This window comes from Bacillus sp. A015, from assembly GCF_053851875.1.
This window is the reverse complement of the sequence record NZ_JBSPZB010000014.1, coordinates 39,473-52,213: the sequence shown is the minus strand read 5'-3', so window position 1 is coordinate 52,213 and position 12,741 is coordinate 39,473. Positions and strand designations below refer to the sequence as shown.

At 41.7% G+C, this 12,741-nt stretch carries 11 protein-coding genes, 4 tRNA genes and 3 pseudogenes; 12 read left to right on the top strand and 6 right to left on the bottom strand.

What is annotated here, in order from left to right:
- Position 1 precedes the first annotated feature (1 nt).
- On the top strand, positions 2 to 1,981 hold the full coding sequence (locus tag ACSLGF_RS12665) for a DHH family phosphoesterase (RefSeq protein WP_456005952.1): 1,980 nt from the start codon (positions 2 to 4) through the stop codon (positions 1,979 to 1,981).
- Positions 1,978 to 2,427: a 50S ribosomal protein L9 gene (gene rplI / locus ACSLGF_RS12660; RefSeq protein ID WP_456005949.1), complete on the top strand. Its 450-nt coding sequence runs from the start codon at positions 1,978 to 1,980 to the stop codon at positions 2,425 to 2,427. The genes ACSLGF_RS12665 and rplI overlap by 4 nt, the downstream gene beginning before the upstream one ends.
- A 40-nt stretch (positions 2,428 to 2,467) precedes the next feature.
- Here rplI and ACSLGF_RS12655 read toward each other — a convergent pair whose 3' ends face one another.
- The 4 genes and pseudogenes from ACSLGF_RS12655 to ACSLGF_RS12640 all read right to left on the bottom strand — a co-directional run bounded on the left by ACSLGF_RS12655 (position 2,468) and on the right by ACSLGF_RS12640 (position 5,315).
- A complete protein-coding gene (locus tag ACSLGF_RS12655; RefSeq protein WP_456005947.1) occupies positions 2,468 to 3,682 on the bottom strand; it encodes a CynX/NimT family MFS transporter in 1,215 nt (404 codons plus the stop codon).
- 22 nt (positions 3,683 to 3,704) lie between these two features.
- Positions 3,705 to 3,851 carry a YycC family protein gene (locus ACSLGF_RS12650; protein ID WP_003214589.1) on the bottom strand — a complete coding sequence of 49 codons (147 nt, stop codon included), beginning with the start codon at positions 3,849 to 3,851 and terminating at the stop codon, positions 3,705 to 3,707.
- Between the two features lie 318 nt (positions 3,852 to 4,169).
- Complete coding sequence (locus tag ACSLGF_RS12645; protein WP_456005944.1) at positions 4,170 to 4,304, bottom strand: hypothetical protein; 135 nt, start codon at positions 4,302 to 4,304, stop codon at positions 4,170 to 4,172.
- A gap of 91 nt (positions 4,305 to 4,395) precedes the next feature.
- Positions 4,396 to 5,315, bottom strand: a pseudogene (locus ACSLGF_RS12640) (DUF4885 family protein).
- 59 nt (positions 5,316 to 5,374) lie between these two features.
- On the opposite strand from ACSLGF_RS12640, the gene ACSLGF_RS12635 reads away from it, so the two are divergent.
- The 3 genes from ACSLGF_RS12635 to ACSLGF_RS12625 all read left to right on the top strand — a co-directional run bounded on the left by ACSLGF_RS12635 (position 5,375) and on the right by ACSLGF_RS12625 (position 7,973).
- Complete coding sequence (locus ACSLGF_RS12635; RefSeq protein WP_456005941.1) at positions 5,375 to 5,974, top strand: hypothetical protein; 600 nt, start codon at positions 5,375 to 5,377, stop codon at positions 5,972 to 5,974.
- A 92-nt stretch (positions 5,975 to 6,066) separates the two neighbouring features.
- Positions 6,067 to 7,431: a replicative DNA helicase gene (gene dnaB, locus ACSLGF_RS12630; protein WP_003214779.1), complete on the top strand. Its 1,365-nt coding sequence runs from the start codon at positions 6,067 to 6,069 to the stop codon at positions 7,429 to 7,431.
- Between the two features lie 128 nt (positions 7,432 to 7,559).
- Positions 7,560 to 7,973, top strand: coding sequence for a VOC family protein (locus ACSLGF_RS12625; RefSeq protein WP_456005938.1), 414 nt, complete (start codon positions 7,560 to 7,562; stop codon positions 7,971 to 7,973).
- Between the two features lie 61 nt (positions 7,974 to 8,034).
- Here the strand turns inward: ACSLGF_RS12625 and ACSLGF_RS12620 are convergent.
- A pseudogene (locus ACSLGF_RS12620) lies at positions 8,035 to 8,295 on the bottom strand (cytochrome P450); the annotation flags it as partial.
- Positions 8,296 to 8,602: 307 nt separating this feature from the next.
- Here ACSLGF_RS12620 and ACSLGF_RS12615 point away from each other — a divergent pair.
- Entirely contained in the window at positions 8,603 to 9,892 is a 1,290-nt protein-coding gene (locus ACSLGF_RS12615; protein WP_099728578.1) for an adenylosuccinate synthase, read from the top strand.
- Between the two features lie 137 nt (positions 9,893 to 10,029).
- Positions 10,030 to 10,326, top strand: a pseudogene (locus tag ACSLGF_RS12610) (DUF418 domain-containing protein); the annotation flags it as partial.
- Positions 10,327 to 10,398: 72 nt separating this feature from the next.
- Here ACSLGF_RS12610 and ACSLGF_RS12605 read toward each other — a convergent pair.
- The gene (locus tag ACSLGF_RS12605; RefSeq protein WP_456005936.1) at positions 10,399 to 10,923 is read right to left on the bottom strand and encodes a peroxiredoxin family protein; all 525 of its coding nucleotides are present in this window, start codon (positions 10,921 to 10,923) and stop codon (positions 10,399 to 10,401) included.
- A gap of 344 nt (positions 10,924 to 11,267) precedes the next feature.
- Here ACSLGF_RS12605 and ACSLGF_RS12600 point away from each other — a divergent pair.
- From ACSLGF_RS12600 to yycF, 5 genes are all read left to right on the top strand, one after another.
- Positions 11,268 to 11,343 (top strand) — tRNA-Lys (locus tag ACSLGF_RS12600).
- A 6-nt stretch (positions 11,344 to 11,349) separates the two neighbouring features.
- Positions 11,350 to 11,421 (top strand) — tRNA-Glu (locus ACSLGF_RS12595).
- 81 nt (positions 11,422 to 11,502) lie between these two features.
- Positions 11,503 to 11,579 (top strand) — tRNA-Asp (locus tag ACSLGF_RS12590).
- Between the two features lie 27 nt (positions 11,580 to 11,606).
- Positions 11,607 to 11,679 (top strand) — tRNA-Phe (locus ACSLGF_RS12585).
- Positions 11,680 to 12,027: 348 nt separating this feature from the next.
- Complete coding sequence (gene yycF / locus ACSLGF_RS12580) at positions 12,028 to 12,735, top strand: response regulator YycF (protein WP_099727306.1); 708 nt, start codon at positions 12,028 to 12,030, stop codon at positions 12,733 to 12,735.
- Positions 12,736 to 12,741 lie beyond the last annotated feature (6 nt).

The following is a 12,741-nucleotide window of genomic DNA, read 5'->3' as shown; positions in this document are numbered from 1 at the left end:
AGTGCCAAGCTTCTATAGAAAACCTGTCATCAAGTATCCGATCTTCGCGTTAATTGTACTTGCGATGGTCACAGTCCTCCTCAACCTTTATTATAATTGGATCATAGGAGCGATTGGTCTTTTAGTCCTTGCAGGTGTGCTCTACTTCTTAAAGTGGGCAGATACGCAAGTACAGAAAGAGATTGATTCATATATTTCAACATTATCCTATCGAGTCAAAAAGGTTGGAGAAGAAGCATTAATGGAGATGCCAATTGGTATTATGCTGTTTAATGACCAGTATTATATCGAATGGACGAATCCATTTCTCGCTTCGTGCTTTCATGAAAGTACACTTGTCGGCAGATCCTTGTACGATACATTCGAGTCAATCGTGCCTCTTATTAAACAGGAGGTCGAGACAGAAAATGTGACGCTGAATGACCGGAAATTTAAAGTCATTATTAAGCGGTCAGAGCGCCTTCTATATTTCTTTGATGTAACGGAACAGGTGCAGATTGAAAGACAGTATGAAAATGAACGAACGGTGTTATCTTATATCTTTTTAGACAATTATGACGATGTCACGCAAGGCCTTGATGATCAGGTGCGCAGCATTATTAATAGTGAAGTGACGTCGCTGTTAAACAATTGGGCACAAGAATATGGCATTTTCCTGAAGAGAATTTCGTCTGAACGATTTATGGCGGTATTAAATGAGAACATTTTAGCAGAGCTTGAAGCGTCGAAGTTCTCCATTTTAGACGAGGTTCGTGAGAAAACAGGGGCACATAGCGCGACGCTTACCCTTAGTATCGGAATCGGTGCGTCTGTTCCTTCTTTAAAAGAGCTTGGAGCACTTGCGCAATCGAGTCTTGACCTTGCCCTTGGACGAGGCGGGGATCAGGTAGCCATTAAACAGCCGAATGGGAAAGTGAAATTCTACGGCGGGAAAACCAATCCAATGGAAAAACGGACACGAGTACGCGCACGGGTCATTTCTCATGCCTTAAAAGAAATTGTGTCTGAAAGCGGCAATGTCATGATCATGGGGCACAAGTTCCCAGACATGGACTCAATCGGTGCATCGATCGGTATTTTAAAGGTCGCCCAAGCCAATGGGAAAGAAGGCTATATTGTCATTGATGCCAACCAGATTGGGGACAGTGTTCAACGCTTAATTAGTGAAATTAAGAATTATGAAGAACTTTGGTCACGTTTTATCACACCAGAGGAAGCCATGGAGCTTGCAAAGGATGACACATTGCTTGTGGTCGTTGATACACATAAACCGTCCCTCGTCATGGAAGAACGACTGCTGAATAAAATTGAAAATGTCGTTGTCATTGACCACCATAGGCGTGGCGAGGAATTTATCCGTGATCCTTTACTTGTTTATATGGAGCCGTATGCTTCATCTACAGCAGAACTTGTGACAGAGCTATTAGAGTATCAGCCGAAGAAATTGCGGATTAACATGATTGAGGCGACTGCCCTTCTTGCTGGAATCATCGTGGATACGAAGAGTTTCTCGCTGAGAACGGGATCAAGAACGTTTGATGCAGCTTCCTACCTTCGTGCGAAGGGGGCAGATCCTGTCCTTGTGCAAAAGTTTCTGAAAGAGACAGTCGATCATTACATCAAACGGGCAAAGCTCATTCAGCATACAGAGCTGTATCAAAATCAGGTAGCGATCGCTTCACTGCCGTCTGACAGCTCGGAGTATTATGATCAAATTACGATCGCACAGACAGCTGATTCCCTCTTGTCAATGAGTGAGGTGGAAGCGTCATTTGCTGTCGCTCGACGAGATGACGATACTGTGTGCATTAGTGCAAGATCGTTAGGGGATATCAACGTTCAAATTATCATGGAAGCGTTAGACGGAGGCGGTCATTTGACTAACGCTGCGACCCAGATTTATGGTATAACCATTGAAGAAGCGGTAGAGAAGTTAAAAGATGCCATAGACGAATATTTCGAAGGAGGGGTTCAAAGATGAAAGTCATCTTTCTAAAAGACGTAAAAGGCAAAGGGAAAAAAGGCGAAGTCAAAAATGTAGCTGACGGATACGCACACAACTTTCTCATCAAACAAGGGTTAGCGGTTGAAGCAAATCCAACGAACCTAAGTGCATTGGAAGGACAGAAAAACAAAGAGAAAAAGAATGCCATCCAAGAGCTTGAACAAGCGAAACAACTAAAAGAAACACTTGAGGCGTTAACAGTGGAGCTCACTGCAAAATCAGGTGAAGGCGGCCGTCTGTTTGGATCTATTACAAGCAAACAAATCGCTGATAAATTGCAAAAAGGTCATCAAATCAAACTCGATAAGCGCAAAATCGAGCTGAATGACGCCATCCGTGCGTTAGGATATACAAATGTACCTGTGAAGCTTCATCCAGAAGTGCAAGCAGCATTAAAGGTACACGTCACAGAACAAGCATAAGCACAAAAGAACCCGTCTCACGAAGAGGCGGGTTCTTTTTTTAAGATGGATCTGAAATATAGACGCTTCGTCCGGCTCGCATACCAGATAGAAACATGAAAAATAGAATGATGATAAAGATGATAATCGATGGCGTCCATGTATGTGTGATATCAAAGAGAATCCCAATCAAGAGCGGGCCAACAGCGGCTAATAAATAACCGAGAGACTGCGCCATTCCTGAAAGGGCAGCTGCTTGTTCCATATGTGTTGTCCGTAATCCGATAAATGTGAGGGCAAGACTGATACTGGCTCCTTGTCCAATGCCGATCAATAAAACAGAGATGACAAGAATAGGCGTAGTTCCTCCTAGAAGAAGTCCGATCATGCCAAGCAAATACACAAGAACAAGGCCGCATACAAGCGGTCTTTGCGTTTTTAATTTTTCTGCAAAAACAGGCGTTAAAAAGGTGGATGGCAGACCAGCGAACTGCATAATAGACAGCATCCATCCAGCCGTTGACAGGTTCATTCCATGTGATGTCAAAATATCAGGGAACCATGCGATGCTGCTATAGAAAAGGAATGACTGCAAGCCCATAAAAAAGGTCACCTGCCATGCGACACGTGAACGCCATATTGGCTGCTCTGTGAGCGAAATGCTTTTGACTGCCGCTGTGTTTTGGTGAAGAAGCTGCGGAGCCCAGACCATCATGGCTATAAGCGCAAGTCCACCCCATACAAGGAATGACGTATTCCAGCCGCCAGGCATCGTATGGCTGAGCGGAACACTCACACCTGATGCAAGTGCAGCAAAAACGGACATCGAGGTCGTATATACACTTGTCATCAATCCAGCATGTGCAGGGAATTTATGCTTCACGAGCCCCGGTAAGAGCACGTTACAAATCGCAATCCCGACGCCGACTAGCGCCGTTCCAATCATTAAGAAGGTGATGGTGCCAAACGAGCGAATGACAATCCCAAATAGAAGGACAGCAAGTCCAAGCCAAAGGGTTCGTTCATTGCCAAGACGTTTTCCGATTTTAGGTGCAATTGGAGATAGCAATGCGAATGAGAGCAGCGGTAATGTCGTGAGAAAACCTGCAAGTCCATTTGAAAGCTGCAAATCGGAACGAATGGCGCCAATCACAGGGCCAACGGACGTAATGGCAGGACGCAGGTTAAAGGCAATGAGTAAAATCCCAGCAATCAGTAAAATGGTTTGCCCTGTACTGCGAGGATGTAATGTTGATTGTTCTAGTTGTTGTTCCATGAATGTAAACTCCTTTATTTCTTTAAGAAGAACGATCTTTCTTCTGTTCAAGCTCCGCTAATTTAGCTATTAAGATATGCTGCGGCATATGCATAATTTGTTCAATTGGTACATTGAGAGATGCAGCAAGCTTTTGTGCGGTATCGGCTGAGATTTGTAAGGGTCTCATGCGCAAATCCCTCCTCCTTCAATCTATACGTTCCAATATATCATATAAGGGGATCGCTCTAATAGATTTTTTCACAACACACTGGGGAAGTATAGAAATGGTCATTTCAAGTGGATTTTATGATTGTTGCGGATTAGATGGATTTACTGTTATCAATGAAAATGGAGAAATCATTGGATTCATTACATACATCATAAAAGATCAGGGAAAGTCCCATCATTTCTAAATTGAAAATGATAAATTTCAATGAATGACAAAGAAGCAGACAGCAAAGGTCTGCTTCTTACCTTTTTTTCTAAAAAAGGTCACCGGTGAGAATCAGCTTTTATAACGATTTTCTTTTAGCAGCTCTATGATGAGTTCATTTTGTTTTTCAGTTCTTTTTAAACTTTTCTCAATCATGGTACTTGATATGAAAAGCACAATTAAAATGGCAATCCCAACAAATAACAAATAATTCCTCCTCAAATTGAACATATCAAACCAAAAATCAATTTAATCCTTCTAGGTAGTTCTTGTTTTGTTGTGGGAATCCTTCTTCACTTCAACCAATGTCATATAAAGAACCGTTTTGATAACCAATAGATAACACCAAATCGGGAATTGAATCAAACCCGTTTTTGGCTAGATCAAATAGCTGTGCACCGTAATGTGAAGCGGCAATGCGCGCATTTTCTGATGTGTATGGATTTTTCAGGAGTTCTTCTTTGTATATATCAAAAATATTTGTTCCGTTATCCGTTACAAATTGACCATTTACAATGCTTAAATCTTTTAAATTGTAGCCTGTCACCGTTTTGATTTGATTGACAAGATGGAATTTTGCAAGAGAATCCGGTGTGAATTGAGTAGAATCGTCATTTCTACTTTTCATAATATGGAAAAATAGTTCTCTTGTATTGTTGGTTGTATTTAATAGGTCTTCTATTTGTTTGACCAGCGATTTGTCTGTTGATCCACTCACCACTAATTTAAAATTATTTGGGTCAATGGTAAAAGTTAAATTTGTGTTTTTAGGAATGGTCAAACCATTGCTAGAAAATAAAGCTTGCAGTTGTTCGTTCACCTTTTGACGATTGAATAGTTTCTTTTCTACACTTTCTTGGGTAGGATCGTACCGTTTTTCATTACGGAAGATGCATCATTAAAGTCATATTGTCCCCCTTTATTATTCCTTGCCCAACTCATTTCCATGGTGTACGCAGCTTCTCTTTCAAATTGGGTTAGATCACTTCTGAAATAAGAGGAATATGGATTTCTATACTTATTATATATGTGGTCTTGAGGATCTTTGAATCGTTTATTTTGTTCATTTATTTTTTGGTATTTTTCATCTAATATTTTCATCCGTCTATCAGATTCTGTCATCATCTCATTTGTACTTTTAATAGCTGATTGACCTTTAGAGTCTATTCGGTTCTGATTGTGTGAAGCACCTGCCGTGTATGACGTATTAATATTCATTTTGATTCTCCTTTTTAAAAAATAGTGATTATTAAATATATCAGCAATTAAGTTAAAATTTGTTAAAAAATATCTTTAAACGTTTTTTATTCCCATTATTGTTGCTCATGCTTGTTACCAGCTTTATTACACCAAATTCAGCGGAAGCAGCTATTACAGGAAATAACAGTCCTAACACAGCAAGTTTAATGGGGGATTGGAAATATAGTCGTCCAGATACAACAATCTTACCTGAAGGTGAAAATGAAGCGTATTATCAGTTCACGATCAATAAGGGTGAAAGGGTTTATGTGCGAAGTTCATATGATAAGCAATATACAGGGATGAAAATAGAGGTGTATAATTCAAAACATTCTATGACTGGGTCCGAGGTTATGAATCCTGATTCAATTACACCATTTATTTATGCCAATACTAGTAAAGTTACTTCAACAACAGAAACTTATTTTGTGAAAGTAACTCGTGGCACATATACAGGGAATATGTATTTTACTGTCTCAATTCGAGATCGTATTAAGTCTGGAAATGGGACATTTAATTTTACAGGAACTGCTACAAACATCTTTTTTGTTATATCCACATTCATGCTTTTAGTTTTCAATCCTTCTACCTCTCCCATCTATAAAAAGACACTGTTCAATCATTCATCCTCATGGTAATTTTGACTATAGTCGATGTTTTTCACTTTTTTATTGATGAAAATGTTAAAATGATGAGTAGCGTATTTTTTTATGAAAGGACGGTGCTTGGCATGACGGAACTTCTCGATGACCGGCTGCCGCCGCAAAATATAGAAGCCGAGCAGGCCGTATTAGGTGCTGTTTTTTTAGAACCGTCTGCGCTAACGCTCGCTTCTGAGGTATTAATTCCAGAGGATTTCTATAGAATGTCGCATCAAAAGATTTACAATGCGATGCTTGTACTTGGTGATAGAGGGGAACCGGTTGACCTTGTCACGGTGACATCAGAACTTGCCAATACAGATTTACTTGAAGAGGTAGGCGGGATTTCGTATTTAACTGATATTGCGAACTCTGTCCCAACTGCCGCAAACATTGAATACTATGCAAAAATTGTAGAAGAGAAATCAATTTTAAGACGTCTGATCCGAACTGCGACAACCATTGCACAGGATGGGTATACGCGTGAGGATGAAGTAGAAGATTTATTGAGTGATGCTGAAAAAACCATTATGGAAGTAGCTCAGCGTAAAAACTCAGGAGCCTTTCAAAACATTAAGGACGTTCTTGTTCAGACATATGATAATATTGAACAGCTTCATAACCGCAAAGGCGATATCACAGGGATTCCAACAGGTTTCTCAGAGCTTGACCGGATGACAGCTGGATTCCAGCGAAATGACTTGATTATTGTAGCGGCTCGTCCATCAGTAGGGAAAACAGCCTTCGCATTGAACATTGCACAAAATGTCGCGACCAAGACAGACGAAAGTGTCGCCATCTTTAGTTTAGAGATGGGGGCTGAGCAGCTAGTTATGCGTATGCTTTGTGCAGAGGGGAATATCAATGCACAGAACCTAAGAACCGGTAATCTGACAGAAGAGGACTGGGGCAAGCTGACAATGGCGATGGGCTCGCTATCAAATAGTGGAATTTTCATTGATGATACACCTGGAATCAGGGTAAGTGAAATTCGCTCGAAATGCCGCCGGTTGAAGCAAGAAAATGGTCTTGGGATGATCCTGATTGACTATTTGCAGCTCATCCAAGGGAGCGGACGATCAAGCGATAACCGTCAGCAAGAGGTATCTGAAATCTCTAGGGCTTTAAAATCGCTGGCAAGGGAACTTGAAGTTCCGGTCATTGCCCTGTCTCAGCTTTCTCGCGGAGTAGAGCAGCGTCAGGATAAACGTCCGATGATGTCTGATATTCGTGAATCAGGAAGTATTGAGCAGGATGCCGATATCGTGGCATTCCTTTATCGTGATGATTACTACGACAAAGAATCAGAGAATAAGAACATTATTGAAATCATTATTGCCAAACAGCGTAACGGTCCAGTTGGTACGGTTTCACTGGCGTTCGTCAAAGAATATAACAAATTCGTTAACCTGGAAAGAAGATTTGACGATGCGGGTGTTCCGCCCGGTGCTTAAAGCCCAGCTCAAGAAGCTGGGCTTTTTTGATCCATCTACATCGAAAGAATGACTGAAAAACAGCCGAAATGAGGAGGAGAGAGAAAAAAAGAGATCGTATACTAAAAGGAGAAAAGGAGTGATGACTGATGAAATTTCAACAGTTCGAAGCCGCTCAATTACGCATCGCACGCCCAACCGTCAACATGAAAGAGGTTGTTTCCTTTTATGAAGAAGGCTTAGGGCTCAAACGGATAGGCTCATTTGATCAGCATGAAGGGTATGATGGTGTGATGCTCGGACTTCCTCACCAGCATGTTCATTTAGAAATCACCAAACATGAAGAAGAAGAGAGCCTGCCCGTTCCGCATCCAGAACAGCTGCTTGTTTTCTATATTCCTGATGAACAGGAGTTTCAGCAGATGAAAGAGAGACTGATCTCATTTGGCGGACGGCAAGTCACCTCTACGAATCCATACTGGGACCGGGGAGGAGCGACCATTGAAGATCCAGATGGGTATCGGGTTGTGCTCATGAACACAGATGGAATCACCCCCGTTTAAAAACGACTCCCATGCCCGGGAGTCTTTTCTGTTATGAACGAGGCGTAACACGCAGTTTCAGCTATTTCAGTCCATACATACTGCTGCTTGTCATTGGAACGTAAGAGAGGAGCTCAAGTGCCTCATATAGTTCCATTAAGGCCTTTATGGCAGTACATGCTTCAAGACGGGCAAGTGGTGCGCCAAGACAGAAATGGATGCCGTGACCGAAACCAATATGAGGGTTAGGATGGCGGTGTATATCAAATTCATGTGCGTTTGAAAATTGACGCTCATCCCGGTTGGCAGAAGCAAGCAACACAATCACATTGTCTCCATTCTCCTCTGCTTGAAAATGATGGCTGAGGACAGGAAGACCTTACTCGCCTGATTTTATGGCAAGTTCGATGATTCGGTTGATTGAAAATCAATCAAAATAGGGAACAATCAAAATCGTTGTTTTTACTCAAAATCTCCCTTTTTAAGCGCTGAAGAAGTGATTAAAGCGCTTTTCCTCACATTTAAAGCGAACAAAATTTGATTTCGAGATACTAATGTTCGGATTTAGCGTTGACTTTTTCGTTTTGCATTGATAAAATAAATGTGTTTGAAAGAGATAACGTTTTGAAAGGTTAACGGAGGTGCACGATATGTCTTCAGTAGTCGTAGTAGGTACGCAGTGGGGTGACGAAGGGAAAGGGAAAATTACCGATTTCCTTTCAGAAAATGCAGAGGTGATTGCCCGTTATCAAGGGGGAAACAATGCAGGTCACACGATCAAATTTGATGGAGTGACTTACAAGCTACACCTCATTCCGTCCGGTATTTTTTATAAAGAGAAAACTTGTGTCATCGGTAATGGAATGGTGGTTGATCCTAAAGCGTTGGTCACTGAGCTTGCGTATCTTCACGAACGGAATGTGAGTACAGAGAACCTCAGAATCAGCAATAGAGCCCATGTGATTCTACCTTATCATTTAAAATTGGACGAGGTAGAAGAAGAGCGGAAAGGGGCTAATAAGATCGGTACGACGAAAAAAGGAATCGGACCAGCTTATATGGATAAAGCAGCTCGCGTCGGAATCCGCGTCGCAGATCTATTAGATCGTGAAGTATTTGAAGAGAAGCTTGCACGTAATCTAGAAGAGAAAAATCGTCTTTTAGAGAAAATGTACGACACAGAAGGCTTCAAAATTGAAGATATTTTAGACGAGTATTATGAATATGGCCAGCAAGTGAAAAAATATGTCGTGGACACGTCTGTTGTATTGAACGATGCTCTAGATGAAGGCCGCCGTGTTCTATTTGAAGGGGCACAAGGCGTTATGCTTGATATCGATCAAGGGACATATCCATTTGTGACATCCTCTAACCCAGTGGCTGGAGGAGTGACGATTGGTTCTGGCGTAGGACCTACGAAAATTCAACATGTAGTCGGCGTATCAAAAGCTTACACAACACGTGTTGGAGATGGCCCATTCCCAACAGAACTTCATGATGAAATTGGCGATCAAATCCGTGAAGTTGGCCGTGAATACGGTACGACAACTGGACGCCCGCGCCGTGTTGGCTGGTTTGACAGTGTTGTTGTCCGTCATGCCCGCCGTGTGAGCGGTATTACAGATTTATCTCTGAACTCAATCGATGTACTGACAGGGATTGAGACATTGAAAATCTGTGTCGCTTATAAATTGAACGGAGAAATCACAGAGGAATTCCCAGCAAGTCTAAAGGAATTAGCGAAATGTGAGCCTGTCTACGAAGAAATGCCAGGATGGACCGAGGATATTACAGGCGTGAAGAATTTAAGTGAACTGCCTGAAAATGCCCGCCACTATTTAGAGCGCATTTCACAATTAACAGGTATTCCACTTTCTATTTTCTCAGTCGGACCAGACCGTTCACAAACGAACGTTGTCCGCAGCGTGTACCGTCCATAAGTATAGACTGATCAGACACCAGTAAAATCACACATTTTACTGGTGTTTTTTTTGTTTAAATATTCCTTAAATTCAACAGAACGGACTTCCTGACTTTACCAAAATATGATAATTGTATAAAGGGAAGGGGCGTTCAAGTGAAAGAGAGAATACGATTATTAGATATTTTACGAGGCTTTGCCATACTAGGCACATTGGGGACGAACGTTTGGTTTTTTGCGTACGCAGGGGATACCTTTGCGACAGATCAGATTGCAGATGAATATGAAAATGGCAGTTTGCTTGAAAGCATTGTCTCGATGTTCGTTTATGGCAAAATGCTCTCGCTGCTCACCATCATGTTTGGTGTGGGATTGGAGCTGAAATACCAGCAGGCGAAAAGAAAAAACACGCCTTGGCCGGGTACATATTTATGGATTCTTTTATTTTTATTTAAGGGCTAAAATAAAGATCATTTTAGCCCTTTGTCAACAATCTGAGAAGCCCTCATCACGAGAGCTTCTTTCTTATTTTATGCTTTTATATTGCCCTTTTAAATTTTTACGAATGTATTGGATGATTTTGCGCAATTCGTTGGCATGCGGTCTGCCAAATGGGCTTGTTTGTCTTTGTTGATAGAGCACTTGCCCTTTTTCATTTAATAAGAAATAGGCGGGTTCTCCGTGTACCCCGTGATCTTCATATGGGGCATCTTCCCCGTGATAGAACACTTCATATGCTTTTAATGATGTGAGATCTTGGTCAGACATGATCGGGATGGAAAGTCCCTCTTTATCAGCAAATTTCTTCAAGTCCTCAGGGTTATCCGTTGAAATCGCCATTAAGTGAATATCCTTGTCTTGAAAGTATGATTGCTGCTTTTCTAGCTCTTTTAATTCCTCTACGCATACTGGGCACCATGATCCTCTAAAGAAGATGATGAGGTGCCAGCTTTGATGCTCCTCTAAATGTTTGTAGAAATCAATGTGTTCGCCCTGCACCGTTGGCAGTGAAAAATTGGGCATTTTATCTCCTAATTTGAATGAACTCATGCTGCTTCCTCCTTTTTCAATTACAATGTTACTTGTCTCTTGTATAACCATTTTCAGGCGGTCTAAAACGTTTCTATGTGCTTGAATAAACAGTGACCATTGAAAAGAAGGATCAAAATTGAAAGCGGTTGCAGAAATGGGCGATTTGACAGGAGATATCAAATCCGACACTTTTATAAAAAAAATGTCGAAAAACGTATTGCCATATGTAATGACTCTATGATATTATAAATCTCGTTGTTGCAAAGGTCTCTGAAACTTGTTAGGATGCGATGTTCCAGCTTTTTTGAAAGCGATTGGTTTGACGCAATACAGCTTCTTCAGATTCACTTTTCACAAACCGAGAGCCATTAGCTCAGTTGGTAGAGCATCTGACTTTTAATCAGAGGGTCGAAGGTTCGAGTCCTTCATGGCTCACCATGTATTGGCCCGTTGGTCAAGCGGTTAAGACACCGCCCTTTCACGGCGGTAACACGGGTTCGAATCCCGTACGGGTCATTGATTTACTTTAGCGTTAAGCTAATTTTTCCTCACTTGCTTGAAAGAGCACCACGATTGCTTTTTCGGGCAAGTTACTGAGGTCCGGTAGTTCAGTTGGTTAGAATGCCTGCCTGTCACGCAGGAGGTCGCGGGTTCGAGTCCCGTCCGGACCGCCATTTATACATATTCATCTTTTTGATGATGGCTCGGTAGCTCAGTTGGTAGAGCAACGGACTGAAAATCCGTGTGTCGGCGGTTCGATTCCGTCCCGAGCCACTTCCAAACGCATCTGCAAGCGCAGGTGCGTTTTTATTATGAAAAGAAGGCATAAAAAGGGAGAAGCCGGACCTAGGTAGGGCCCGGCTTCATAAGAAGAAGACGTTACATGTATATAGACGTTTGGTGATTGGAAAAGTTTCGATAAAAAAGGAAAAAGTCATCAATTTTTTTGAGCAGTGTCCTTCCTATTCAACGTTTACTAGAAAAGAAAGCCGTTATTATTTTTATCTTTGCCTCGTAAAACGTTATAATAGACAGTGAGCCTTTTTTCCGCAAATGAAAAAGGCGTGATTAGACATGCAAAATGGAATGACATAGATGCTAAAAATGCAGGAGGAAATTATAATGGAAAAAAAGATTCTTGTCGTAGATGATGAAAAACCGATTGCGGATATATTGGAATTTAACTTAAGAAAAGAGGGCTATGAGGTTCATTGTGCGTATGACGGAAATGAAGCCCTTGAAATGGTAGAAGAAATGAAGCCGGACATCATTCTGCTCGACATCATGCTGCCGAACAAAGATGGCGTTGAAGTATGCCGTGAAGTGAGAAAGAAATATGACATGCCGATTATTATGCTTACAGCGAAGGACTCTGAAATTGATAAGGTCATCGGTCTTGAGCTTGGAGCGGATGATTATGTGACGAAGCCATTCAGCACGCGCGAGCTGCTTGCACGTGTGAAAGCGAATTTGAGAAGACAGACTGCTGCTCCGCAATCGGAGGAAGAATCTGAATCAAATGATATCGAAATTGGATCACTTGTCATTTACCCAGATGCGTATGTCGTGTCTAAGCGTGAGGAAACGATCGAGTTGACGCACCGTGAATTCGAATTGCTTCATTACTTAGCGAAGCATATTGGACAAGTCATGACACGTGAGCATTTACTACAAACTGTATGGGGCTACGATTACTTCGGAGATGTCCGTACAGTAGACGTCACAGTGCGCCGTCTTCGTGAGAAAATTGAAGACAACCCTAGCCACCCGAGCTGGATCGTGACAAGACGAGGCGTCGGCTACTATTTAAGAAACCCAGAGCAGGACTAAGATTCT